The 23,556-nt window shown below is 61.7% G+C and carries 28 protein-coding genes and 2 pseudogenes; 13 read left to right on the forward strand and 17 right to left on the reverse strand.

Annotated features, from left to right (window positions below):
- Positions 1–1,272: IS66 family transposase (locus tag CBB62_09990; protein ID OUT40315.1), on the forward strand; the 1,272-nt coding region annotated here is incomplete at its 5' end.
- A 55-nt stretch (positions 1,273–1,327) separates the two neighbouring features.
- Entirely contained in the window at positions 1,328–1,993 is a 666-nt protein-coding gene (locus CBB62_09995; protein OUT40316.1) for a hypothetical protein, read from the forward strand.
- 25 nt (positions 1,994–2,018) lie between these two features.
- Here CBB62_09995 and CBB62_10000 read toward each other — a convergent pair whose 3' ends face one another.
- A complete protein-coding gene (locus CBB62_10000; GenBank protein ID OUT40368.1) occupies positions 2,019–2,303 on the reverse strand; it encodes a hypothetical protein in 285 nt (94 codons plus the stop codon).
- A 182-nt stretch (positions 2,304–2,485) separates the two neighbouring features.
- Here CBB62_10000 and CBB62_10005 point away from each other — a divergent pair, with 182 nt between their 5' ends.
- The 3 genes from CBB62_10005 to CBB62_10015 all read left to right on the forward strand — a co-directional run bounded on the left by CBB62_10005 (position 2,486) and on the right by CBB62_10015 (position 5,857).
- On the forward strand, positions 2,486–4,840 hold the full coding sequence (locus CBB62_10005; GenBank protein ID OUT40317.1) for a heavy metal translocating P-type ATPase: 2,355 nt from the start codon (positions 2,486–2,488) through the stop codon (positions 4,838–4,840).
- 34 nt (positions 4,841–4,874) lie between these two features.
- Positions 4,875–5,162 (forward strand): hypothetical protein, encoded by a 288-nt coding sequence (locus CBB62_10010; protein ID OUT40318.1) that lies wholly within the window; start codon positions 4,875–4,877, stop codon positions 5,160–5,162.
- Positions 5,163–5,344: 182 nt separating this feature from the next.
- Positions 5,345–5,857, forward strand: a complete 513-nt coding sequence (locus tag CBB62_10015; protein OUT40319.1) for a hypothetical protein — start codon at positions 5,345–5,347, stop codon at positions 5,855–5,857.
- Here CBB62_10015 and CBB62_10020 read toward each other — a convergent pair.
- Positions 5,838–6,983: pseudogene (locus CBB62_10020) on the reverse strand (apolipoprotein N-acyltransferase). The gene CBB62_10015 and the pseudogene CBB62_10020 sit on opposite strands and share 20 nt — an antisense overlap.
- A gap of 77 nt (positions 6,984–7,060) precedes the next feature.
- On the opposite strand from CBB62_10020, the gene CBB62_10025 reads away from it, so the two are divergent.
- Together CBB62_10025 and CBB62_10030 are read left to right on the forward strand one after the other, a co-directional pair.
- A complete protein-coding gene (locus CBB62_10025; GenBank protein OUT40369.1) occupies positions 7,061–7,414 on the forward strand; it encodes a transposase in 354 nt (117 codons plus the stop codon).
- Entirely contained in the window at positions 7,411–8,208 is a 798-nt protein-coding gene (locus tag CBB62_10030; GenBank protein ID OUT40370.1) for a transposase, read from the forward strand. Before CBB62_10025 ends, CBB62_10030 begins: the two co-directional genes overlap by 4 nt.
- Here CBB62_10030 and CBB62_10035 read toward each other — a convergent pair.
- From CBB62_10035 to CBB62_10080, 10 genes and pseudogenes are all read right to left on the reverse strand, one after another.
- Positions 8,192–8,671, reverse strand: coding sequence for a hypothetical protein (locus tag CBB62_10035; protein OUT40320.1), 480 nt, complete (start codon positions 8,669–8,671; stop codon positions 8,192–8,194). The two genes, CBB62_10030 and CBB62_10035, sit on opposite strands and share 17 nt — an antisense overlap.
- Positions 8,668–9,126 (reverse strand): signal peptidase II, encoded by a 459-nt coding sequence (locus tag CBB62_10040; protein OUT40321.1) that lies wholly within the window; start codon positions 9,124–9,126, stop codon positions 8,668–8,670. Before CBB62_10040 ends, CBB62_10035 begins: the two co-directional genes overlap by 4 nt.
- 28 nt (positions 9,127–9,154) lie before the next feature.
- Complete coding sequence (locus CBB62_10045; GenBank protein ID OUT40322.1) at positions 9,155–9,937, reverse strand: ZIP family metal transporter; 783 nt, start codon at positions 9,935–9,937, stop codon at positions 9,155–9,157.
- Between the two features lie 12 nt (positions 9,938–9,949).
- Positions 9,950–10,405, reverse strand: a complete 456-nt coding sequence (locus CBB62_10050) for a hypothetical protein (GenBank protein OUT40323.1) — start codon at positions 10,403–10,405, stop codon at positions 9,950–9,952.
- Positions 10,406–10,408: 3 nt separating this feature from the next.
- Positions 10,409–11,776, reverse strand: a complete 1,368-nt coding sequence (locus CBB62_10055; GenBank protein OUT40324.1) for a peptidase M23 — start codon at positions 11,774–11,776, stop codon at positions 10,409–10,411.
- A complete protein-coding gene (locus tag CBB62_10060; protein ID OUT40325.1) occupies positions 11,773–12,390 on the reverse strand; it encodes an electron transport protein SCO1/SenC in 618 nt (205 codons plus the stop codon). The genes CBB62_10055 and CBB62_10060 overlap by 4 nt, the downstream gene beginning before the upstream one ends.
- The gene (locus CBB62_10065) at positions 12,390–12,857 is read right to left on the reverse strand and encodes a hypothetical protein (protein OUT40326.1); all 468 of its coding nucleotides are present in this window, start codon (positions 12,855–12,857) and stop codon (positions 12,390–12,392) included. The genes CBB62_10060 and CBB62_10065 overlap by 1 nt, the downstream gene beginning before the upstream one ends.
- A 23-nt stretch (positions 12,858–12,880) precedes the next feature.
- Positions 12,881–13,540 carry a disulfide bond formation protein DsbA gene (locus CBB62_10070; protein OUT40327.1) on the reverse strand — a complete coding sequence of 220 codons (660 nt, stop codon included), beginning with the start codon at positions 13,538–13,540 and terminating at the stop codon, positions 12,881–12,883.
- Positions 13,537–13,959, reverse strand: a complete 423-nt coding sequence (locus tag CBB62_10075) for a disulfide bond formation protein B (protein OUT40328.1) — start codon at positions 13,957–13,959, stop codon at positions 13,537–13,539. The genes CBB62_10070 and CBB62_10075 overlap by 4 nt, the downstream gene beginning before the upstream one ends.
- A 5-nt stretch (positions 13,960–13,964) precedes the next feature.
- Positions 13,965–14,531 (reverse strand): annotated as a pseudogene (locus CBB62_10080) (electron transport protein SCO1/SenC).
- A gap of 207 nt (positions 14,532–14,738) precedes the next feature.
- On the opposite strand from CBB62_10080, the gene CBB62_10085 reads away from it, so the two are divergent.
- The 6 genes from CBB62_10085 to CBB62_10110 all read left to right on the forward strand — a co-directional run bounded on the left by CBB62_10085 (position 14,739) and on the right by CBB62_10110 (position 18,576).
- Entirely contained in the window at positions 14,739–15,167 is a 429-nt protein-coding gene (locus CBB62_10085) for a MerR family transcriptional regulator (GenBank protein OUT40371.1), read from the forward strand.
- Between the two features lie 103 nt (positions 15,168–15,270).
- Positions 15,271–15,849: an RND transporter gene (locus CBB62_10090; GenBank protein OUT40329.1), complete on the forward strand. Its 579-nt coding sequence runs from the start codon at positions 15,271–15,273 to the stop codon at positions 15,847–15,849.
- Between the two features lie 95 nt (positions 15,850–15,944).
- Positions 15,945–16,700 carry a transglutaminase gene (locus tag CBB62_10095; GenBank protein OUT40330.1) on the forward strand — a complete coding sequence of 252 codons (756 nt, stop codon included), beginning with the start codon at positions 15,945–15,947 and terminating at the stop codon, positions 16,698–16,700.
- Positions 16,690–17,607 (forward strand): cation transporter, encoded by a 918-nt coding sequence (locus tag CBB62_10100; GenBank protein ID OUT40331.1) that lies wholly within the window; start codon positions 16,690–16,692, stop codon positions 17,605–17,607. Before CBB62_10095 ends, CBB62_10100 begins: the two co-directional genes overlap by 11 nt.
- A complete protein-coding gene (locus CBB62_10105) occupies positions 17,604–18,161 on the forward strand; it encodes a methyltransferase (protein OUT40332.1) in 558 nt (185 codons plus the stop codon). Before CBB62_10100 ends, CBB62_10105 begins: the two co-directional genes overlap by 4 nt.
- Positions 18,103–18,576, forward strand: coding sequence for a hypothetical protein (locus CBB62_10110; GenBank protein ID OUT40333.1), 474 nt, complete (start codon positions 18,103–18,105; stop codon positions 18,574–18,576). The genes CBB62_10105 and CBB62_10110 overlap by 59 nt, the downstream gene beginning before the upstream one ends.
- On the opposite strand, the gene CBB62_10115 is transcribed toward CBB62_10110, so the two are convergent.
- The 5 genes from CBB62_10115 to CBB62_10135 all read right to left on the reverse strand — a co-directional run bounded on the left by CBB62_10115 (position 18,507) and on the right by CBB62_10135 (position 23,366).
- The gene (locus tag CBB62_10115) at positions 18,507–20,081 is read right to left on the reverse strand and encodes an IS66 family transposase (protein ID OUT40372.1); all 1,575 of its coding nucleotides are present in this window, start codon (positions 20,079–20,081) and stop codon (positions 18,507–18,509) included. The genes CBB62_10110 and CBB62_10115 overlap by 70 nt on opposite strands.
- Positions 20,082–20,140: 59 nt before the next feature.
- Positions 20,141–20,494, reverse strand: coding sequence for a transposase (locus CBB62_10120; protein ID OUT40334.1), 354 nt, complete (start codon positions 20,492–20,494; stop codon positions 20,141–20,143).
- Positions 20,491–20,850: a hypothetical protein gene (locus tag CBB62_10125; GenBank protein ID OUT40335.1), complete on the reverse strand. Its 360-nt coding sequence runs from the start codon at positions 20,848–20,850 to the stop codon at positions 20,491–20,493. Before CBB62_10125 ends, CBB62_10120 begins: the two co-directional genes overlap by 4 nt.
- Before the next feature lie 168 nt (positions 20,851–21,018).
- Complete coding sequence (locus CBB62_10130; GenBank protein ID OUT40336.1) at positions 21,019–22,140, reverse strand: hypothetical protein; 1,122 nt, start codon at positions 22,138–22,140, stop codon at positions 21,019–21,021.
- 371 nt (positions 22,141–22,511) lie between these two features.
- A complete protein-coding gene (locus tag CBB62_10135) occupies positions 22,512–23,366 on the reverse strand; it encodes a hypothetical protein (protein OUT40337.1) in 855 nt (284 codons plus the stop codon).
- Positions 23,367–23,556: the final 190 nt, after the last annotated feature.

Raw genomic sequence — 23,556 nt, forward strand, 5'->3', positions numbered from 1 at the left:
GGGCATCTCCCGAAGCATCTGCCCCGGGTCGAACGGATCATCGAACCGGAGACCACGATGTGTCCGTGCGGTTGCGGTGAGATGGCCAGGATTGGCGAGGATGTCTCCGAGCGGCTGGACGTGGTGCCAGCCCAGCTCCGCGTGCTGGTTACCCGGCGCCCCAGATATGCCTGCCGGCGCTGCTCCGGCACCGTGGTCCAGGCGCATGCGCCGGAACATGTCGTGCCCGGCGGTCTGCCCACCGAAGCGCTGATTGCGCAGGTCATGGTCGCCAAGTTCGGCGACCACCTTCCATTCTACCGCCAGGCCGAAATCTATACCCGGCAGGGGATCACCCTGGACCGGGCCACGCTCGGCAACTGGGTCGGGCGCGCCTGCTTCCACCTGCGCCCGATCGCCGATCACCTGAAGGAGCGGCTGAAGGGCGCGGACCGGGTGTTCATGGATGAGACCCGGGCCCCGGTGCTGGATCCCGGACGACGAAAAACGAAAACCGGCTACTTCTGGGCCATTGTCGCCGATGACCGGGGTCACGGCGGTGCCGGCCCTCCCGTGGTGATGTTCCACTACGCGCCCGGCCGTGGCGCCGTGCATGCGCTTCGCTTCCTCGAGGGCTATCGCGGGCACTTCGTGCAATGCGACGGTTATGAAGCCTATGACAAGCTCACCAAGGTCGACCGGCCTGTGGGCCCATGGACCCTCGTCCATTGCTGGACCCATGCGCGTCGGCGGTTCGTGAAACGCCTGGAAAAGGACGGCTCACCGATTGCCGAGGAAGCCCTGCGCCAGATCGCCGAGCTCTATGCCATCGAGAAATCCGTGCGCGGGCTGGGTCCCGAAGCACGGCTTGCCGCCCGGCGCGAACTCTCCGCACCGATCATTGCCGCCTTCCGCCCTTGGCTCGAGGCGCAGCTGTCGCGCATCCCGCGTTCGTCAAAGCTGGCCGAGGACATCCGCTACACCCTGGCGCGCTGGCCCGGCCTGACGCGCTTCCTTAACGACGGCCGTCTGGAGCTGGACACCAACCCGGTCGAGAACCAGATCAGGAAAATTGCTCTGACTCGGAAAAACGCCCTCTTCGCCGGGCACGAGGTCGGCGCAGAGAACTGGGCATTGCTCGCCAGCCTGATCGCGAACTGCAAGATGTGCGACGTCGATCCGGTCAGCTACCTCTCCGACACGTTGCGCGCGTTGCTCGACGGTCATCCCAGAAGCCGCATCGACGATCTCATGCCCTGGAACTTCGCGGCCGCGTCAAGCCGCGCCGCGTAGGGGATCGCCGAGGCGCTTACCCATCAATCGCCGGTGAGAACCGAAAGGGTACGAAATGCTGACAAGACGACACTTCATTCAGACAACAACGGCGCTTTTTTCGGTGACCGGTCCCGGTATGGCTTTTGCCGACACTTGGCCCACCGAGGCTCAGAAGGCTGAATGGGACGCACAGGTGACGCCTCAGGGTTATGTTGCCGAGACTTCCAACCCATGGGGATTGCACCCGCGGTTCCTACCGCAACGTGTGGTCGCGAAGGCCGGTCTCGTGCCGGGAGATATCCATGTCGACGCGGTCGCACGATATCTTTACCACATTGAAGAGGGTGGAACCGCGATGCGCTACGGCGTGGCCATCGCGCGGGGGAACCTCTACGAGCCGGGTGTCTATACCATCAAGCGCAAGGTCAGGTGGCCGCACTGGCAACCGACACAGAGCATGATCAATCGCGACCCCGAACTTTATGCTGACATTGCCGATGGCATGGAACCGGGACCGGAAAACGCGCTTGGATCGAGGGCGCTGTATCTCTACGTCGGGGATCGCGATACCCTTTTGCGCATCCATGGCACTCCGAGCCCACGGAGTATCGGTGGCCGCGCAAGTTCGGGCTGCGTACGGATGGTCATGGCTCATATCAATGATCTTTACCCGAACGTCGAGACCGNCTCTACGGCCTATCTTTACTCGGCGGAGGACAGCGTGACTGCCCGCAGCTAAGCCAAGCAGCGGNCGGCAAACGNAATTAAGTTTCGCGAGGGGTGCAGATACGATTGCCGTTCGCCGTGCGCAGCGGCAGCAAGGTTGTTTCTACGGGGCCGCTGTGTTNGTACCAGTAGCACCCGTCTTCCGGNACCAAGCGCGCNGTNGCAACATNCTGATCCGGGGCAGCCATNGCAATCACGGCTTCGGGAACGTTGCCCGNCTGNTNTGCCNCGTCGCCCGGNCCAGTCGGCTGGACTGCGCACCCGGCCGTNAGCGACAGCGCCACTGCGACCATCATTTTTTGCTTCAGCATCAAAACCCGCATCAAGCTTCCTTTCATGTCTGTTTTTCTTTGCAGCGGCTGTTCATGCCTCAAGGCGTGATGGAGCCGGTCACCGCATCCTCTAGCAATAAATCAAACTGAAATACCACCGTATTTTGCTCTTGAAGCTCTAGCTACTGTAGGGGCTATGTCATGGTAAAGCACCCGAATCCAGAGGTCCATTCATGCCGTCCGACACCCATCGTCACGACCACGATCACGCCGAAGATGCCCAGACAAGCGGCGGCAGCTGCTGCGGGAGCGCCGGAACGTGCGGCGACACCGTTCCGGCGACCCCCGCGCCAGCGGGCGGGCGCAGTTTTCAGGTGTCCGGCCTCGATTGCGCCGAGGAGGTAGCAATCCTGAACAAGGTGGTCGGCCCGAAGATCGGCGGGGCCGAACATCTTGCGTTCGACGTGATCAATGGACGGATGACTATTCTCGACAGCGCCAAGAGTGTATCGGACGGCGAAATTGCAGAACTGGTCGCAAGCACCGGCATGACCGCCAAGCCTTGGGATGCCGAAAACGCGTCGGTCGACCAGGCGGCCCATCTTGCACGCCAGCGGCTGTTTACGGCGCTCAGCGGCGGCTTCTGGGCCGCGGGATTTCTGTGGCACATCATCGAGACCGGCATGGGGGGGGCACTCGGCCTCTTCGCAGGGCACGGCGAAGCGCCGATGCCACTGGTCGAGGCAGGGCTATTCGCGGTTGCGATCCTGTTCGGTGTTTGGCTCGTGGCGCCCAAGGCATGGTCGTCCGCACGGCGGCTGTCGCCCGACATGAACCTGCTCATGGTCGTCGCAGTCGCGGGTGCAATTGGCCTCGGCGAATTTTTCGAGGCGGCGACGGTTGCGTTCTTCTTCTCGCTCTCGCTTTTCCTCGAAAGCTGGAGCGTCGGGCGTGCGAGGAATGCGGTTTCAGCTCTGCTGGACCTGGCGCCGCCGACGGCAAGAATTCTTTATGATGACGGTTCGGAAGCGGACGTACCGGCTTCCGCGGTTGCTATCAACGCACTTTTCGTCGTGCGCGGCGGAGACCGCATCCCATTGGATGGTGAGGTTGTCGATGGGGCAGGGGCCGTCGATCAGGCGCCAATCACCGGAGAGAGTGCGCTGGTCCCAAAGGAACGGGGCGACGAAGTCTATGCCGGTACGATCAACGGCGAAGGCACACTGACGGTGCGCGCCACGAAGGCCGCCTCGGACACCGTGTTGGCCAAGATTATCCGCATGGTCGGCGACGCCCATGCCCGCCGCGCGCCGGTGGAGCAGTGGGTGGCGAAATTCGCCCGCATCTATACGCCTATCGTCATGGCTCTCGCCATTGCAATTGCCCTGCTGCCGCCGCTCATTTTCGGTGGGGCCTGGGATTATTGGTTCTACAATGCACTCGTGCTGCTGGTGATCGCCTGCCCGTGTGCTCTGGTCATCTCGACACCGGTCTCCATCGTCGCCGCACTCACCGCCTCAGCGCGGGCCGGAGTGCTGATCAAGGGAGGTGCATATGTTGAGGCACCGGGCAAGACCACTGCACTGGCCATGGACAAGACCGGCACGATCACCATGGGCGAGCCCGAGGTGGCGGCGGTGCATCCGCTGGGCAAAGCATCGGCGCAAGATCTGATGACCCTCGCCGCTGGGCTGGAGGCACGTTCCTCACATCCCTTGGCGCGCGCCATTCTTGCGCGGGCAGAAGCCGACGGCATCAAGGTATTCGCCGCGGAAGATACCCGAACCGTTCCGGGCAGGGGACTTGAAGGACGCACAGACGGCCGGTCGATCTGGCTGGGGTCGGACCGGTTTGCCGAGGAGAAGGGTTTCGGCGACGCCATTCCGAAGGATTTGCGCAACCGCATCGAAGGGGCTGGCAGCACCCTTGTTGCCGTGGGCGACGACACCGGCGTCACCGGCATCCTGGAATTGCGCGACCGTATCCGCCCCGATGCCAAGGGCATCGTGGCACAGCTCCACGCGCAGGGCGTGAAGACCATCGTCATGCTGACGGGCGACAACGAGCGGACAGCGCGCGCTGTTGCAGCCGAGGTCGGCATCGACGAGGTCCGTGCCGAGCTTCTGCCCGAAGACAAGGTGACAGCTATCGAAGAACTGGTCGAAACGCATGACATGGTGGCCATGATCGGCGACGGGGTCAACGACGCCCCGGCCATGGCGCGCGCGCATTACGCCATCGCAATGGGTGCCGTTGGTTCGGACGCGGCAATCGAGACGGCGGATATTGCCCTGATGACAGACGACCTCGGGAAGGTGCCTTGGCTGATCGGTCATTCGCGCCGGACAATGTCGATTATCCATCAGAACATCGGTATTTCCTTGGCGACCAAGGGCGTTTTCGTTGTCGCTACCGCTTTCGGAGTGGCATCGATGTGGGGCGCTATTGCAGCCGATGTAGGAGTGTCATTGCTGGTGGTGGCCAACGCCCTGCGCCTGCTGAACAGCCAAGAGGCCAAGGCGCCGCCGTCTGGCGGTGAACAGGTTGGCGAAGGCTTGGCCAAAGGGGCGCTGGCACATGGTCATTGAACTGGGAGAACCCGGAAAGGAGCCGAGACGAGACATGAGCGTGAAGGGCAGGATGATGTGTCCGGTTTGCGAGGTGCCCTTGAGCATGACCGACCGCCAGGGGATCGAGATCGACTTCTGTCCCGATTGCCGGGGTGTCTGGCTCGACCGGGGTGAACTGGACAAGATCATCGAGCGTTCGGCACCCGATGTGGCGCCTCAGCGGGTGCCTGAGCCGCGCGGCTACGACGATGATCGCGGCTACCGGCGCGGAAAGCACGGCGGCGGCGACCGCAAGCACGGCTATCGCCGCAAATCCTGGCTTCACGAGTTGTTCGATTAAGGCTTGCCGTGGTCTCCCTGCCGGTCGCCCTCAAGGCGCTGCGGTAGGCCCGCAAGGCATTCAGCGGTGAGCAGGTTGGTCCAGAGATGGCAAAGGCCGCGCTTGCCCACGGACATTGATCACGCAGCATTTGCAAGGTAACGTAATGTCCATATCAGACCTCACGAAAGAGGCGTCGAGCAGTGAAAACCATCCGATTTCCCCGCCGCGCCGTCCTGTTGGGCGGGTTGGCAGCGTTTTTGTCTGGCTGTGCCAGCAAGTTTCGCAGCTATGGCGGACCCGAAGTGACCCGTGTTCGGCTTTACAAGGGGCAGCGTTTGCTTGTTCTGGACGGAGCCGATCGCGTATTGCAAACCTATCCGGTCGGGCTGGGTTTCGCGCCCGAGGGTCACAAGCAATTCGAGGGAGACGGCCGGACCCCTGAGGGCGCTTACGTAGTCGATAAGCGCAACCCCGACAGTACGTATCATCTTTCGGTTGGCATCTCCTATCCGAATGAGGCCGACATCGCCTTTGCCGAAGCGCAGGGCCTTTCCCCTGGCGGCGACATCTTCATCCATGGTGGTCCACGCCCAGGCATCGACCCAACGGACGTCCGCGACTGGACAGCTGGCTGCATCGCGGTCACAGATCGGCAGATCGAGGACATCTATGCAATGGTGAAAGACGGAACACCTATCCACATCTTTGCATGACGGTCCTTCTCATGCGGCGGTAGCGCGCCGTCGCATTGGTCGCCATTGCCCAGCTCCACGAAGCCAAGATGAGCGCCAGCAGCATCCAGTCCCCGAAGCTCGCGTAGAGTGTCGGCGGTCGCGCGGAGGGCAGGCTAGCGTCGATGATGCCCGTTTCGCCGGTATCGAGCCGCGCAATGATCTCTCCGCTCGTGTCGATGACCGCAGAGATGCCCGTATTCGCGGCTCGAATGACAGGAAGGCCTTCCTCTACGGCGCGCATACGTGCGGAAGCCAGATGCTGCTCAGGTCCGATGCTGGTGCCAAACCAGGCGTCGTTGGTTGCGTTGAAGATCCAGTCTGGCCTGAACAGGTCGTCGACCACATGGCCTGGGAAGATGATCTCATAGCAGATCGCCACGGCGACCAGCGGCACACCCGGAAGCGCAAGCGTTCGCGGGCCCGGTCCGGGCGTAAAATCGCCCAGACCCGCCGTGAGCCGCTCGATGGGCAACCAGCCACGGAATGGCACATATTCGCCGAAGGGTACGAGATGGTGTTTCGCGTATCCGGTCAGGATTCTGCCGGTCGCGCCAAAAGCCTGGACCGTGTTGAAATATCGGGTGCCATCCTCGCTCGGTACACGGTCCGGCACACCGGTGAGCAGCACCCTGCCCTCTGTGAGCGCAGCGGCAATGCGATCCCGTGCCTCCGTATCCTCATCGAGGAAACCCGGAAAGGCGGTTTCCGGCCAGAGAAGCACGTCGAAATCGCCGCGCCGGGTTGAAAGCTCAAGATAGCGCGCGAATGTCGCCTCGCGGTTCTCGGGCGCCCATTTTTCCTCTTGTGGAATGTTGCCCTGGACGATGCGCAGGTCGACACCGGGTGGCTGTTGTGCATCCGACTGGAGGCGCAGCGTGCCGACAGCCCACATCGTCGCGATTCCGGCCAGCGCCATGAGCGAAACGGTCAATCGTTGCCGCCCGGACGCCATAGCAGCCGCGCCAGGGAGTACCGCGACGAACACGGTGAGAAAGCTTAGCCCATAGCTTCCGACCCAGGCGGCGGTCTGGCGAAGGGCGGCGTAGTCTACAAGTGCGTAACCGGCCAGATTCCAGGGAAACCCTGTCAGAACGTGACCACGCAATGGAGTGCGCCCCTCGGAGTGGGCAGGTCGGCCGGGTCTGAATTGACCGGGGGCGGGCTTTCCGATGAGGAAGGTCCATGCCAAGACGCCATCGCAGCCACAGCACCGAATTCAAGCGCCAAGTCGTCGCCGAGTATCATGCCGGCGAGACCCTGCACGCCCTGTCGCGCCGCCACGATCTCTCGCGGAACCTGGTCCGCGTCTGGGTCGAGAAGGCGGAGACGGGCGCCTTCGACGACGAGGAGGTGGCCGCCGAGCTGCTCTCCGGCTACGAGGCGCGGATCGCCGCGCTGGAACGCCTGGTCGGTCGTCAGGCGCTGGAGATCGACTTTCTAAAGGGGGCCGTGCGCTCCAGAACGTCGCCGAAAAGCGCGCATACATCCGTGACCAGCGGCCCCGCGGCCTCTCCGTCCGGCGGGGATGCGAACTGATGGGCATCTCGAGGTCGAGCTTCTACGCCGCGCCCGCGGAAAAGCTGCGCGACGAGGCGATCGTCGCCGAGATCCGCGCCATCACGGACGAGTTCGAGCGCTACGGCTACCGACGCGTCGGCGCCGAGCTCCGTCACCGGGGCCACGTCGTCAACGCAAAGAAGGTCCGTCGCTTGATGAAGGCGCACGATCTGAACCCGCGGCCCCGGAGGCGCTTCGTCCGGACCACCGACAGCGATCACAACGGCCCGATCTTCCCGCTCGTCGCGCGCGATTTCGAGGTTCACGGCCCCGACCAGCTCTGGGTCGCGGATCTGACCTACATCACGGTGGCCGCCGGCTTCGCCTACGTGGCGCTGATCCTCGACGCCTGGTCGAGGCGGGTCGTGGGTTATGCCATCGGCCGCAGCATCGACGCGCGCCTGGCCGTCGAGGCGCTGCGCCGGGCGATCACGGCCCGCCGGCCGCTCCCCGGCTGCGTGTTCCATTCGGATCGCGGCTCGCAATACGCCGCTGGGGCGCATCGCGACCTTCTCGCCGAGCACGGCTTCGTCGGCTCCATGAGCCGGCGCGGAAACCCTTACGACAACCCGCAGGCCGAGAGTTTCATGAAGACTCTGAAGGTGGAGGACGCCTATCTGATGGAATACGAGACCTTCGAGGACGTCGCCGCCGGCGTGCCGAGGTTCATCGAAGCCTACAACCGGCGGCGCCTCCACTCAGCCTTGGGGTATCTCAGCCCCGTCGAATTCGAGGAACGCAACGCCCGCGCCTCTGTCAAAACCGCCGCCTGAGCCGGTCCGCCCGAAGGGGCGCACTCCACAACCACTCGGCCACGGTCCAGGAGGTCGCGAACAGGAGGCAGGCCAAGAGACTGCCCATGGCTCCGCGCCGCGCGATTTCGGCAAAAAGCGCAGCGGCAATGGCTGGGAAAATCGCGAGACCTGCGGACAATCCCGCGACCGCCGGAATCGCCATCGTCCCAAACCGCTCGGCCTCGACGTAGAAACTTTCCGCGATCCACCAAATCCCGAAACCGAACTGGCCGAGACCAAACGCCCAGCCGACGAGGAAAGCGCGCCCGAAGGAGAGATCGCGAAGCCCGACAAACAACGCGGAATAGGCAACGGGAACGAGCAGGAGAATCGAAAGAGGCGGGAAAGTCAGAACGGTCACCGCCCCGGCGGCGAAACCAAGCGTCATCCGCCAAAGAAAACGGTGGCGCAGAGCGATGCGGTTCAGAATTTCCGGCTTCACGACTTGATCGAACGCCGCGCGCTGATCCATGGCGCGGCGAGCAAGAGCCCCACGCCACTGACGACAAATACATCGGCCAAGTTGAAGGCAGGCCAATGTGTTGTGCCAATGTAGAAATCGAGAAAGTCTGTTACAGCCCGATACCGCACACGATCGATGACATTGCCCAGGGCTCCGCCAATGATCGCACCGTAGGCAAGCGTTTCCACCGCATTGTCGGCGCGAAACAGCATAACCCCCAGCCAAACACAGATGGCAAGAGCGAAAGCGATGAGGCTCCACCACGGCGCGCCGCCCAACATCCCGAAAGTCACGCCGTCATTACGATAAAAGATGAGGTTGAATCCCGGAAACACGGGAATTCCGGCGCTTAAAGTGACGGCATTCGCAACGACAATGGCTTTGGTGATCTGATCGATCGCGAACGCAGCAAGTGCTGCGAAGACGCCGATCATCGGAGATACCTTGTTTAGTGACATTGCCTCATCCCAACCAGACATCAAGGAANAGCATCAGAACGAGCCCGACTGCGAGACCGAGCGTCGCCCTGTTCTGATGGCCGCTGCGATGGGTTTCGGGGATGATTTCGTGGCTNATGACGTAGAGCATNGCNCCCGCGGCAAAGGCCAGNCCCCATGGAAGCAGCGGTTCCGACAGTGTGATGATNCCGGCCCCGANCANNCCGCCAATCGGCTCGACCATGCCCGTNAGCGCCGCGATGCNCCAGGCGCGCAGCTTCGGATATCCCTCGCCCAGCAGAGATACAGCNACGGCCAATCCTTCGGGCGCATTCTGAAGCCCGATGCCGACAGCAAGCGGCAGACCGCCCTCTATACCTCCGGATCCGAAGCCGACCCCGACCGCGAGGCCTTCGGGGAAGTTGTGGATCGTGATCGCGATGATGAACAGCCAGACCCGCCGCAGAGACGCCGCTTCGGGCCCTTCGCGTCCTGTCTTGAAGTGCTCGTGCGGCAGCTTTTCGTTCATCAGCGCGACAGCCCCCATGCCCAGAAGGATCGAGACGCATACGATGGCCGCAGGCATCGCGCCGTTTTCGAATATTGGCTCTGCCGCATCCAATGCCGGGATGATCAGCGAAAAGAACGAGGCTGACAGCATGACACCGGCGGCGAAGCCGAGCGACAGATCGCGCGTGGCCCGAGACGGGATGCGCCCGAACAGCACGGGAGCTGCTCCGACTGCTGTGAGCGAACCGGCGGCGAGACTTCCGAGAAAGCCGAGCGTTATCGGAGACAGATTTTCCATGGGCGGGCCAGATTATCCTTCGGCGTAGCTCGAAAAGACTTCCGTCGACCCGTCCTTGCGGATGAGGAAGACATCATAGGCCTCGCGGTCGTCTTCTGGCCCCATGCCGGGCGAGCCATAGGGCATCCCCGGAACAGCGAGGCCGACGGCGTCCGGGCGCTCCTCGAGAAGGCGGCGGATGTCAGCGGCCGGTACATGGCCCTCGATCACGTAGCCGTCAATGAGCGCGGTGTGGCAGGAGACCATGCGCTGCGGCACGCCGTTGTCTAGCTTGAAGCGCACGAGAAGCCCGCCGAACATGTCCTGGCCGGTCGGCACAAACCCGTTCTCTTCGAGATGTTTCATCCACGAGAGGCAGCAGCCGCATCCGTTGGTCTTGCGGACGTCGATCGCCGTTGCCTCTGCGAGGGCCTGGGCCGCTGGGAACAGGGCGAGCGTGATGGCAAGAGCTTGGGTCATGCGTTTCATGGGTCAGAGCCTTTCGGTTGTCGTTTTGGCAATCTCGCTGCCGAGGTTTTCATTCAGAAGCGCCCGCGCCTCGGCCAGACGCGAGAGCGCGGCGGTATCATCCGCATCGCTCTCGGCCGCTTCGGCGAGCCGGTCGTCAGAGAGGGGGTCAGTCGGGCGCCCATCCACGAGCACCTCATAGTGCAGGTTCGGACCTGTCGCCGTGCCAGTCGCGCCGACGCGGCCGATCACGTCTCCCGCCGCAACGCGTTGGCCTTGTGCCAAGTCTTCCGGCACGGCGCTCAGATGCGCGTAGCGCGTCATGGTGTCGGAGCCGTGCAAGATTTCGACCACGCGTCCATATCCGCCGCGCCAGCCGATGAAATTGACCCGCCCCGGTGCCGTCGCTTGAACCGGTGTCCCACGTGCCGCTGCAAAATCGACGCCGGTGTGCATCCGGACGTTGCCAAAGACCGGATGCGTGCGGCGTCCGAACACCGAGCTGAGGCGCGCACCCTCGACCGGCTGTGCGAAGACGCGCAGCACCTCGCCATCGACGTAGATCGTCGCCTGACCGCTGCCGTCGTCCGGCCATACGATCTCGTAAAGCGAACCGCCGATGTCCAGTGCGGCGAAGGCGAGTTCGGGCTGTCCGATCCTGTCCTCGCCGACCCGCGCCTCACGCCAGAGAAGCCTTAGTGTTTCGCCGCCGGCCATCTCGCGGCGGAAATCCACGGTCCCACCCAGCATCTGCGCAAGGTCCACGGAAAAACGGGCGGGTATGCCGGCTTCGTCGAGTGCCGCGAAGATCGAGCTGTCGATCATGGCTTCGCCGGCAAGGGTTACGATTTCCGGATCCGGAGCCACGACCTGCGTGGACATCTGCTCGCCGAAAACCACCTCGATCCGAACCCCGTCCTCGACGGCGAGTGAGACGGTGCCGGGGCTGCCGTCCATGGTCGAAGCAACAGTGACCGAGTGCCCCGGCCGCAGCCGTCGCAGATCGTATTCCGCGCCAAGCGCGAGGGCAACTTCGGCTCTGTCAGGTGCCGCAAGACCAGCTTCAGACAGCAAGAAATCGAGCGTCTCGCCAGGTGCAATGTTGCGCGACCATGTCGACAGGGGTGGCTCGATCGCCTGCACGGGCCTGTCGGCAAACGCGACCTGCAGAAGGGGGCCGAGGTCGGGTGCATCTTCTGCCCATGCCGTCGCGGGCAGCGTCACGAGGATGTCAACGTTTTGGGGAGCTTCAGGACCTTGGGGCATCCATTTACCTGCCGAGGCAAGTTCCGGCGGCACGGGTTCTTTCGACATGAAATCAGAGAGGGCGATAGCCGCTCCCGAAACCATCCCCGCAATTGCGACACAAGCCGCCATAGTTCTGAGCCTCATGTCGCCCCCTCCGTTTCTTCTTTCAGCGCGCGGCGAATTTTCGGCACCGCGAATTCTCTGGGTTCGTGATAGTCGATCATGGTGACGAACCGCCCAGAGGCTGCGAACAGGAAGACGCTCGCGCTGTGGTTCATCGTGTAATCGCCGCTCTCCGTCGGCACCCTTTCGTAGGTGGCGTGGAAGCCGTCCGCGACGCGCGCTATCTGCTCCTCCGGCCCCGTCCAGCCGCGAATCGCCGGATGGAAGTAGCCGACATATTCGGCCATCGTTTCGACAGTGTCGCGCTCGGGATCGACCGTGATGAAAACCACGTTCATCTCGTCGGCCTCGTCTCCCAGATCGTCGAGCCATCCCGAAATGTCCGAGAGCGTGGTCGGGCAGACATCGGGACAGTAGGTGAAGCCGAAGAACGCCATCGTCGGNCGNCCGATCAGGGTTTCTGGCCCGACCGCGTTGCCCTCATGATCCGTCAGACGGAAATCCATCTCGGTCAGGGCGACAGGCCGCTGCCAGACAGGTTCCGGTCCATCGACCTGCCACCAACCGACGAAGAGCATCAGGGCGACCGCCCCGACACCAGCCGCGCCGTACCCCAGGATCGCCCGTCGCTGCATCAGTCCTCTGGCCCCCGCGCGGCGATGCCGAGGATCGGAACCTCGACCGTCACTTCGCCTCCGTCGTCGAAAAGCAGGGTCAGCGGAAAGGTGTCCCCTTCCGTCATCGGTTCTTGTAGCCGCATCAGCATTGCGTGCAGGCCCCCCGGTTCGAGCGCGACGCTCTCGCCCGGGGCGATCGCGATCTCCCCCGCCGGGCTCATGGAACTTAGACCTTCGGCATTTGTCTTCGTCTCGTGNATTTCGGGCATCATCGCGAGCGGTGTNGCAAGGCCGNTCAGCGTCACNGGCTCGTCGCCNGTGTTGCNNATCGTCATGTANGCGGCCCCGGGNCGGTTCATCCCGATNGAGGCGCGGGACCACGCGTTCTCGACGACAACATCCTCGGGTCCGGCCAGCGCGGGCNCTGAGANCCCTCCNAGGGTCAAAAGCGCNGNCANTGTGCNGGTCAAAATATNCTTTTTCATCGTTNTGATCCTGCCCTTTCCATTCANNTTTGCGCGGNAGCGACTTCGGCAGCCACCANNCGNCGCANTTCTGCCTCNCCGAANGGATCGAGCGGCNTGCCGTTCACGAAGAATGTGGGCGTCNGGCGAATTCCCACGGTCTCNACNTCNGCACGATCCTGNTTCAGGATCGCCACNACANCNGGTGCCAGCATTTGCGTGCGCGCGGCCTCGGCATCGAGNCCGGCCGTGGCGGCGANCTGNAGGATTAGGCCNGGCGCCGGGGCACCGTGCGACGCCCATCTCGGCTGTTCCCGCAGAACGGCCTCNAGCACCGGCACGTAAACGTCCTGCATGCGCGCCGCCTCGAGCACGCGGATNGCTTCCTCGGATGCCGCGCCGTGGAAGGGCGTGTAGCGGATCACGACGCGGACAGCNTCCCCATGCTCGGCCATGATGTCCTTCACGATGGGATGAAAGGCGCGACAGGCCTCGCAGGCCGGATCGAAGAATTCGACGATCGTGACGGGCGCNTCCGCAGGNCCGAGGATGGGCGAGTAGGGGCGGATCATCGCCTCNGCAAGTTCCGGAGCAACNGGCTCCGCTTCGGCCACNGGGCCGGGGCGGNTTGCAAACCAGGTGGCTCCGCCGAAACCGGCGNCGCCGAGGGCNAGAACGGACAGGATCAGGCCGCGTCGNTTCATGTTCGTGTGTCCTTNAATGAAAGGGCCGACAGCGCCCCGATCAGCGCGAAGGCGNCGAGCGCCATCAGCGGGATAGGGANGCCGAAGACCAGTTGGTTGTCATCGGTGCAAGAGGGGCCGGTGGCCGTGCAGGGCTGGANGCGTTCGGGAACAAGACCGACGTACAGCCCCATGTGCCANAGGGCGANTGCGCCGCCGCCAAGCGCCAATGCGATGCCGTAGCGCCCCACNCGGCCGTCCCGCCACCANAGGCCNAGCCCGAGGANAATGGCCAAGGGGAACATGAAGGCGCGCTGGAACCAGCACAGCACACAGGGCGTCTGCCCCAGCACCTCGCCGATNAAAAGCACGGCAAGCGAGGCGACGAGCGCGATGATCCACGCCAGCCCGAGGGCTGTTTCTCCGNACATACGGTTCATGTCGGTCANATCCTCTCTTCCAGATNGGCGAGGATCTCTTCGGCGGAGGTGCCGTAGGGCCACGAGTCGGCGAAGCCNGCNTCGGGNTCGAAGAGGAACAGATGCGACGTGTGGCCCATNGTGTANCCATCCGGCGCNGCNGCCTCTTCGACGCGNTCNAAGAAGATNGGAAANGTCTCGGANGTGGCGGCGATCTGTTCCGGCGTGCCNGTCAGCCCNATGATGCCCGCATCGAACAGCGGGACGTATTNGGCGAGTGCTGNGGGCGTGTCTCGTTCAGGGTCGATTGTTATGAAAATCGGNTGGACCTNGGCGGCATCGTCGCCCAGACCGTCCATCACCGCCGCGACCTCNGATAGGGTCGTCGGGCAGACNTCGGGGCAGTTGGTAAAGCCGAAAAANACCAGCATCCAGCGCCCCGCAAAGTCCTCCTCGGTTNGAACCATACCCNGGTGNTCNGTCAGTTCGAANTCAGCGAAAAAAGGCGGNTCGGCGTCNGTTCGGGCGCTNTCGGCACGATANTCNGACCANAGCAAAAGCCATACGAAGGCAAGCGCTGCCACGCCTGCCAAAACCCAAAGAAANTTCTGTGCCGATGTAAGGGACAATCCTGTNCGCCTGNTTNTGATTCTTATTGCNTGTGCGGATACATCCTCTAGCNGCTAGAGGTTCAAGCACGAAATCATGGTATAGCTTGAACTCACGCGTCTGTGAATCCGACACTTGTTTATTNCGACGGCAAAACCTACACAAACTGTATCTTTTTCATGGAGGCGAAAATGCTCACGATCGGTACTCTGTCAAAGAAGACTGGCACAAAAGTGCAGACCATCCGGTACTACGAACAGATCGGACTCATGCCCGAACCTGGCAGGACCGAAGGCGGACAGAGGCGCTACGACAATGCACAGCTTGATCGACTGTCCTTCATCCGCCACTCGCGGCAACTCGGCTTCTCGCTCGATGCGATCCGCGAGCTGCTCGACCTCAGCGACCATCCCAATCGGCCCTGTGATGAAGCTGATGCCATCGCGCGTCGCCAGCTCAAACAGGTGGAGCAGCGCATGGCCCGCCTGAAGGCGCTGCGCACGGAACTGAAACGCATGGTTCACGAATGCAGCGGCGGGCGGACGGGAGATTGCAAGGTGCTTGAGGTGTTGCGGGACCATTCGGAATGCTTGACCGAACACGAGGAAATCGGGGCCTGAAGGAATTCAGCCAACATTCCGGCTGGAACGCAGATCAGCCGCAGAAGTTAATGTGTCGTACAACACAAGCTGGAACCACAAAATGGCCGCTAGACAAGATTCAATGGAGAGACGGACGCTTTGGATCGTTCTGGCGCTCAATATCGGTTTGGCCGTGGCCTTTTTCGCAACAGGCGCCTTCGGCGACTCAAGTGCCCTGATCGCCAACGGGCTCGATAACCTCTCCGACAGCTTCGTCTACGCGATCAGCCTTTTCGCTTTGTCCCGATCCGCCAAATGGAAACGCGGGGCGGCGAACGTTTCCGGCGGGCTGCTGATCCTGTTCGCTGCAGGCATCCTCTACGATGCGTGGCGCCGCTACATCGGTGGGTCAGATCCGCTCGGGACGATCATGATTGCAATGGCCCTGATCGCGGCGGCTATCAACGCAGTCTGCGTTTGGCTGCTCGCTAAGCTCAAAAATCCAAACGTCAATATCCGCGCGGCCAACACCTTCAGTTACAACGATTTCGCCGCGAACCTCGGGATCGTCGTGGCCGGTGGCCTCGTCGCTTGGCTAGGAACCAACTGGCCGGACCTTGTCGTCAGTGTGATCGTCGCCGGGATCGCGGCCTGGGGCGGTATCGACATCCTGCGCGACGCACACGGCGAACACCACAAAGCGGTTCACACGGACAAATAGTTGCGGGAGATTCTTTCTGAAAGAAAGGATTGAAGCTATAGTGACTATAGCAATTAGTCTTGTTCCAAGACGATTCGAGGAGCGACCCGTTGCAGATGACCGACCCCCTACTTGTACCCACCAAACTACTGGATTTTGATGCCGCGCCTCTTGCGCGTCTAATTGAGAACCGCAGCTGGCGCGGCTTATCCGAATACGATCGGATCGGAGCTGCCTATGATTTCGTTCGGAATGAAATCGCGTTCGGATACAATCGAGCTGACGACATCCCCGCATCCGAAGTGCTTTCCGACGGCTATGGGCAGTGCAATACCAAAGGCACGCTCTTGATGGCGCTGCTGCGTGGTGTCGGCATTCGTTGCCGGTTGCATGGGTTTACGATCCACAAAGGCTTGCAGCGCGGTGTTGTCCCTGAGCTGGTGTATCCGCTTGCTCCGCAGGAAATTCTCCACTCATGGGTCGAGATCGAATTTCAAGGTGCCTGGATCAACCTTGAAGGCTTCATCCTGGATGACGCTTTCCTCGATGTCCTGCAAACGTCATTCTCGGACACAGAAAGTCTCTGCGGTTATGGCGCGGGCACGGATTGCCTTGGCGCGCCTCCCGTCGCCTGGAACGGAGAAGATACCTACATTCAGAAAACCGCCATTGTGCAAGATTTTGGCGTGTACGATACGCCGGACGCCTTCTATTTGTCCCATGAGCAATCCTTTGGGTGGCTGCGTGGTGCCCTTTACCGTCATATCATCCGCCACTGGATGAATGCGCGCGTACGTGGTTTCCGCAGCGGCCGCCTCAAGACTGACCGACGCGCGACACACGCGCATGAGGAGCCTGCCAATGCCGCATGATCATGGGCACGCGCATATCGAACCGGATTCTGGCGATCGGCGGGTTGCCATCGCGATCTGGGCGAACGGGCTTCTTACCGTTGCGCANATCGTCGGGGGCATATTCTCGGGCAGTCTGGCACTGATCGCCGATGCGCTGCACAACTTTTCCGATATGGCCTCGCTTGTCATTGCCTTCGCCGCACGCAAGATCGCGCGCCGCCCGGCCGATGAGCGCATGACCTTCGGCTATGGCCGGGTCGAAATCGTCGCGGCCCTGATCAACTACACCACCCTCATCGTGATCGGCTTCTATCTGATCTACGAAGGTGGCATGCGCATGATTGATCCACCCGAAGTCATGGGGTGGACCGTAGTCATTCTCGGTGGAATCGCGCTTGTGGTCGACACGCTGACCGCAATGCTGACCTATTCGATGCAGAAGGGGAGCGTGAACATCCGTGCGCTTTTTCTCCACAACCTTTCGGATGCGTTGGCTTCAGTGGCCGTCATAGTCGGCGGGACGCTCATAATACTCTATGATATGCGTTGGGTTGATCCGGCCATCACTATCGGCATCGCGCTCTACATCCTGTATTTGTCCTTCACCGAAATAGGGGGCCCAATTCGAACCCTGATGCTTGGGAGCCCACCAGATATTGATGGAAATGACGTGGTCAGAGCGATCCAGAGTGTCGATGGCGTTGTGGACGTGCATCATGTCCACCTGTGGCAAATGCAGGAGCACGCTGCGGCATTGGACTGCCATATTGTCGTCGAACGCGAATGGATGGGTGAGGCCGACAAGATTAACGAAAACGTCAAATCGGTGCTGCATGAACGTTTCTCAATCGAGCATTCCACGCTTGAATTCGAAGCGAGCGACAATGCGCATCAGGAGGCGCAGGTGTTCGGACACCGCTCATGACGATTGCCCAAGGCATACTAGTGGTCGTTGGCCTGCTATCCGGTCTGGTTTTGATTGGTGCGCTCCTTTGGTCGATCGCCCGCCCGTCCAAGCGCATCTGGCCTCCAAACAGAGAGCATTCAGTCATACCAAACATTGCATGGGGTCTCACATTGGCCGTGTTTGGGGCGGTGATCGGTTTGGGCATCTTGGATTGGAAATCCGCTTCTATGGCCAACCCACTCCGTTGGGCGGTCGGGCCGTTCTTGATCGCAACCGGAAATCTGATTGTCTGGTGGGGGGCATTCAGCATTGGACTGAAAGCCACCAGCGGTGCGAAAGACGAGCTGATCACTTCGGGTCTCTACCGTTTCTCTCGGCATCCGCAGTACCTTGCCGACATGGCCATCCTGATAGGTTTTGGTCTTCTCTTCGCCTCATCTTGGGTTTGGCCTATCGTCATCGTTGGAGTTGCCGCGCTGGCCCTTGCCCCGCTCGCGGAAGAGCCATGGCTGCATGAACAATACGGCTCCAAGTATCGCGATTATTGCGCTGAAACGCGTCGATACCTGTAAACTCGCGACCTCACGAGAACGTCATCGTTTTTCAGTTGAACCTCTAGCTTCTAGAATGTCCTCATTCGAGCAAGTTGTCAGCGAAATTGCAGTTGCTTGTAAACCTGGCGCGCTGATTGTCGATGTTGGCTCGGTCAAAGTCGTTCCTTCCGAAATCATGCTGCGCCGGTTCCCGAACTACGTAGACATCGTCGCAACGCACCCTTTGTTCGGTCCTCAAAGTGCGATGGAAGGTATTGAAGGCCTGAAAATTGCGGTCTGCCCCATTCAGGGAAAACGACATGCGAGGCTGGCTGCGTTTTTACGCGTAGCTCTTAGGCTGACTGTAAGCGCCTCGGCGATCCCCTACGCGGCGCGGCTTGACGCGGCCGCGAAGTTCCAGGGCATGAGATCGTCGATGCGGCTTCTGGGATGACCGTCGAGCAACGCGCGCAACGTGTCGGAGAGGTAGCTGACCGGATCGACGTCGCACATCTTGCAGTTCGCGATCAGGCTGGCGAGCAATGCCCAGTTCTCTGCGCCGACCTCGTGCCCGGCGAAGAGGGCGTTTTTCCGAGTCAGAGCAATTTTCCTGATCTGGTTCTCGACCGGGTTGGTGTCCAGCTCCAGACGGCCGTCGTTAAGGAAGCGCGTCAGGCCGGGCCAGCGCGCCAGGGTGTAGCGGATGTCCTCGGCCAGCTTTGACGAACGCGGGATGCGCGACAGCTGCGCCTCGAGCCAAGGGCGGAAGGCGGCAATGATCGGTGCGGAGAGTTCGCGCCGGGCGGCAAGCCGTGCTTCGGGACCCAGCCCGCGCACGGATTTCTCGATGGCATAGAGCTCGGCGATCTGGCGCAGGGCTTCCTCGGCAATCGGTGAGCCGTCCTTTTCCAGGCGTTTCACGAACCGCCGACGCGCATGGGTCCAGCAATGGACGAGGGTCCATGGGCCCACAGGCCGGTCGACCTTGGTGAGCTTGTCATAGGCTTCATAACCGTCGCATTGCACGAAGTGCCCGCGATAGCCCTCGAGGAAGCGAAGCGCATGCACGGCGCCACGGCCGGGCGCGTAGTGGAACATCACCACGGGAGGGCCGGCACCGCCGTGACCCCGGTCATCGGCGACAATGGCCCAGAAGTAGCCGGTTTTCGTTTTTCGTCGTCCGGGATCCAGCACCGGGGCCCGGGTCTCATCCATGAACACCCGGTCCGCGCCCTTCAGCCGCTCCTTCAGGTGATCGGCGATCGGGCGCAGGTGGAAGCAGGCGCGCCCGACCCAGTTGCCGAGCGTGGCCCGGTCCAGGGTGATCCCCTGCCGGGTATAGATTTCGGCCTGGCGGTAGAATGGAAGGTGGTCGCCGAACTTGGCGACCATGACCTGCGCAATCAGCGCTTCGGTGGGCAGACCGCCGGGCACGACATGTTCCGGCGCATGCGCCTGGACCACGGTGCCGGAGCAGCGCCGGCAGGCATATCTGGGGCGCCGGGTAACCAGCACGCGGAGCTGGGCTGGCACCACGTCCAGCCGCTCGGAGACATCCTCGCCAATCCTGGCCATCTCACCGCAACCGCACGGACACATCGTGGTCTCCGGTTCGATGATCCGTTCGACCCGGGGCAGATGCTTCGGGAGATGCCCGCGGTTGCGGTTCGGCGCGCCGCTCTCGGCAGCACCTTGCCCCTTCAGCGCGCGCCGCGCCTTCTCCTGCGCCGCGTCCAGCACGCCCTGCGCCAGTTCGACATCTTCGAGCGGCAGGTTGAACTGCTCCGGATCGAGCTTTTCGGATTTCCGTCCGAACTTCTCCCGCCGCAACTCGCTGACAATGCTTTCCAGCCGTTTCTGGGCCTCGACCGCATCTGCCAGTGCCGCCTCGGTCTCGGCGAGGCGGGCCTTCAGAAGCGCATTCTCTTCGGCCAGGGCGGTGTCGGTCATGGCTGCGATCAAGCACATGGGCGGGATCCCCACCACCGACAAATCATCGCCGAGTCACTCTGCCGCAGCTACCCGGCCAGTTCCGGTCGCCGCACACGTTCGGGACGGACAAGCCGCCAATCGAGACCTTCGAACAGCGCCGAGAACTGCGCAGGCGACATCTTCATCACGCCGTCCTGCGCCTTGGGCCAGACAAACTTCGCGCCTTCCAGGCGCTTGTGGACCAGCACGATGCCGGTCTGATCCCAGACCAGGATCTTGATGCGGTCAGCACGCTTGGCCCGGAACACAAAAGCTGCGCCGCTGAACGGGTCCAGGCCCATCGTCTCCTGAACCAGCAGCGCAAGGCCGTCTATGCCCTTCCGGAAATCCGTCGGGCGCGTGGCAACGTAGACGCGCAGCCCGCCAGCCGGCGAGATCATTGCGATGCCGCCCGGATCGCGCGGATCATCCGGGTCAATTGCGCCTCATCGACATCCGGCGGCACATGCAGGGTCACGCCATCGACCATCATCTCGATCCTGCTGGACCTGGTCGCACCGCCGCAGCGTTTCGGGCCGGGTGCAGGCCGGGCCGGCTTTGGCTCAACGACAAGCGCCGCGAACATCGGTTCGTCAGCCGTTTCGGCAGGCAGAACCAGCGCACCGGCCATCAGCTTCTTGCGCCAATCGTAGACCTGCCAGCGGGTCACATCATGCCGCCGAGCGACATCTGTCACCTTCGCTCCGGGAACCAGGCTCTCCGCCGCGATCCGCGCCCGTTCGGCCGCGCTCCGCATGCGCCGGCCCGACCGCCCTTCGAAAACCTCGATCCTGCCAGCGTAGCCATCCGTTGGGCCGTCTAAAGAGCCGTCCATTTTGCCGTCCAGTCCGATGCCTCATCTCGACAACAGGACTCGCACGGATAGCCTCAGAGCGGCAGGAGGGGATCGCCGAGGCGCTTACCTTTAGCAATCCTTTATAGCCTGTATTCGCGCGTCTTCCCATCTGGCGATCTGCTTCGTTAGATCATCAGGTAATGGGCCGTCGGGAATCGGCAGGTTCGCGAGGAAGCTCCACCGGTGCTCCAGCCCGCTAAGCGATACCTCGTCGGTGCCGCCGCGCTTAGCGAAGGCATTGAACATTTCCCCCAGCTCCGGGGATAGAGGCTTGTCCTCTTGCCACCGCTTCGCGACCCACAGCACGACATCGACCAACTCAAGGCCTGCGCTCAGGTCACCTGGCCGGAAGTCGGGCGGAACCTCCGGCATATTCGTCATATCCAACTCGGGCATTCCGGGGCCCATGCTTTGCTTGTGGCCGCGCATGGCCCGATATATATCGGCCAGCTCGCCCTGAGCTCGATTGAACTGGGTTTGCCGGTCCACGACGATCTGGCGGACCTGCCGCGATTGCTTCTGAGCCTGGGCGGCCGCCGACTGGAGCACTTGTTGGAAGCCGACGAGGTTCGGAGAAATTTGAAGCGCACTGTCTTTGTTCCCCACGCCGTAGCTGATGTCGAATGTGTTCGCTGCGGCCCATTTCAGCGCTCCTGAGATTAGGTCGCGGGAACGAGCGTCCGGAAGACGATGGATGCGGTCCTTGAGCGTCGCGCATAATTTTTGCAGAGCTTCCGCAGCTCTTGCTGGGTTGCGCTCCACCCGTGCAGCCCAGGCGGCTTTTGCGGTCTCCTCGTCAAACAGGTAGGCGACCTTGAAGAGAAGCGGGTATCGCAGCGGTGTCCAGTAGTGGTCCCATCGAACCGCTTCGTTGACCCCGGAGTCGAAAACTTGGTCAAAGAAGCTGATAATGGCGTGGTCGGGCTTCACCACCTTGTAGAGCGAGAACCGCACGTCGCGCTTCAGCGCAAAGCGACCCAGGCTCAACGCGACCTCCGACAGTCGCCCGACGCCCAACTCATTCGCATGAACGCGCTCCACGCCGAGCTTTGCGCGCGCAGCTCGGAGCAACGGCTCGGCAGAAACATCAAGGTTAGTCTTAGAAGTGATCAACCCGTAGTAGAGTATGGGCTGCGCAGGATCGAATAGAGTGTTCCCGGTATTCCCGCTCTCGTCGACATAGCAATACATCTGCACTCGCTCCCAAGATCCTGTTGAATTTATATAAAACAGATTCTTGATTCTGAGTCATGGATGGAAGCCAAGCTCCGCACTGCGGACCTTGGCCGGAGTATACCTGCTGCACGATGCGACGGATGACCGGTTCGGGGAAACAGCACCGCAGCAATGCCACTACTGGCGAATGTTCGGAAAGGGCCGGGAGCGACGGGTGCGTTGGTGCGGTTCATCGCGCCTCTCCAGGGGCGACAGAATCCGCAAAACTGGGTGTCGCCTTAACCGGTGAATCTGGGTGCGGCTTTACAGGGTCAGACCGAGCACCGCGCCAGGAACAGTTTCGACAGATTTTTTTGGGGGGGGCGTAGGCTCGAACTGCGTGGACCTCAGAACGGCCAATGCATTGATGCCAACCACGTTTGAACTGCTTGAGCCGCACCTATAAGTGCCGCTCTTGCTGCCTCAAGATTTGCAATGCCATACGCGACACCGATGGCAGCACCGGCATCAATTGCGGCGTTAACCCGGTTCTGAATCCATCCGGCCAAGGCAGTCGCCGCAGCAAGCAGGCGATTATTGCTCTGCTCCACGCTCCCAATGTCGGGTTCCTCAACCTGCGTTTGTTGGCGAATTTCATCAATCGCGGCTTTCACCTGCCGCCACTCGTCCCGAGAAACGGCTTGAACGATTTCCAGTTCCTCAGGCGGGTTGTTATGGCCCATCATAGGCGGGGCTTGAGCTTCAGCCTCGAACTTATCCAGAAGCGGTTGGACTATTGCTTCCAATTCGTCCAGACGCCGGATCACCTCGGCGCGCGCTTCTGGCTCCGGCGGCACTGGTGCCTGATCCGGAATTATCGGAGACCATTCGCCGTCCCCATCAACGATCTCTCCCGCTTCAACACGGTCATCTTCCGGGTGTTCGTAGAAATCGCCACCAGTTGTCGGTGCCCATTCGAGCGTCCCATCACCCTGAACACGATCCACTGCAAGCATCATCGTATCGAAGTCCACGGCGTCTGAGAACTCAGCTTGGATTTGGTCACTGGCGTCGAAGGGACCGCCCCACAGGTATACGTACCCGCCCAGGTCCTTGTTGTATGGCGTTTCGTTTTGGGGGTCCTCAAACTGCTGGTTGAACCACTCGACCATTATTGCGACTTGTTCCTGAGAACTCATCGCACTCATTTCTTCAGCGGAGTAGCCTTGAAAATCCCCAACTGATCCGAAATGTGAATCCATAATGCGAAATCTGCTCATGTTTTCTTCTCGTTGAGAGATAGAGGAATTCGGTGAGCTCGGAAAGAAAAACGGTACGCGCCTCATACAGGTCATGAACGGGTCGATGTGACCGAGGTTACCGGGCAAGGTGGAGGCCGCTTCGATGTGTGCGCCGCGTTGCTGTAGTTCTGCAGCCGCCGGTCGACCTTGC

It is taken from the genome of Micavibrio sp. TMED2, assembly GCA_002168225.1.
Classification (GTDB): domain Bacteria; phylum Pseudomonadota; class Alphaproteobacteria; order TMED2; family TMED2; genus TMED2.

What these genes read in the sequence shown, in the direction of transcription:
- CBB62_10025 (OUT40369.1), top strand. Translation starts at nt 7,061, where the DNA reads ATGCCAAGACGCCATCGCAGCCACAGCACCGAATTCAAGCGCCAAGTC.
- CBB62_10095 (OUT40330.1), top strand. Translation starts at nt 15,945, where the DNA reads ATGACCGACCCCCTACTTGTACCCACCAAACTACTGGATTTTGATGCC.
- CBB62_10090 (OUT40329.1), top strand. Translation starts at nt 15,271, where the DNA reads ATGGAGAGACGGACGCTTTGGATCGTTCTGGCGCTCAATATCGGTTTG.
- CBB62_10130 (OUT40336.1), bottom strand. Translation starts at nt 22,140, where the DNA reads ATGTATTGCTATGTCGACGAGAGCGGGAATACCGGGAACACTCTATTC.
- CBB62_10055 (OUT40324.1), bottom strand. Translation starts at nt 11,776, where the DNA reads ATGAGGCTCAGAACTATGGCGGCTTGTGTCGCAATTGCGGGGATGGTT.
- CBB62_10040 (OUT40321.1), bottom strand. Translation starts at nt 9,126, where the DNA reads ATGATCGGCGTCTTCGCAGCACTTGCTGCGTTCGCGATCGATCAGATC.
- CBB62_10010 (OUT40318.1), top strand. Translation starts at nt 4,875, where the DNA reads ATGAGCGTGAAGGGCAGGATGATGTGTCCGGTTTGCGAGGTGCCCTTG.
- CBB62_10125 (OUT40335.1), bottom strand. Translation starts at nt 20,850, where the DNA reads ATGCGGAGCGCGGCCGAACGGGCGCGGATCGCGGCGGAGAGCCTGGTT.
- CBB62_10135 (OUT40337.1), bottom strand. Translation starts at nt 23,366, where the DNA reads ATGGATTCACATTTCGGATCAGTTGGGGATTTTCAAGGCTACTCCGCT.
- CBB62_10085 (OUT40371.1), top strand. Translation starts at nt 14,739, where the DNA reads ATGCTCACGATCGGTACTCTGTCAAAGAAGACTGGCACAAAAGTGCAG.
- CBB62_10105 (OUT40332.1), top strand. Translation starts at nt 17,604, where the DNA reads ATGACGATTGCCCAAGGCATACTAGTGGTCGTTGGCCTGCTATCCGGT.
- CBB62_10050 (OUT40323.1), bottom strand. Translation starts at nt 10,405, where the DNA reads ATGAAACGCATGACCCAAGCTCTTGCCATCACGCTCGCCCTGTTCCCA.
- CBB62_10110 (OUT40333.1), top strand. Translation starts at nt 18,103, where the DNA reads ATGAACAATACGGCTCCAAGTATCGCGATTATTGCGCTGAAACGCGTC.
- CBB62_10120 (OUT40334.1), bottom strand. Translation starts at nt 20,494, where the DNA reads ATGATCTCGCCGGCTGGCGGGCTGCGCGTCTACGTTGCCACGCGCCCG.
- CBB62_10005 (OUT40317.1), top strand. Translation starts at nt 2,486, where the DNA reads ATGCCGTCCGACACCCATCGTCACGACCACGATCACGCCGAAGATGCC.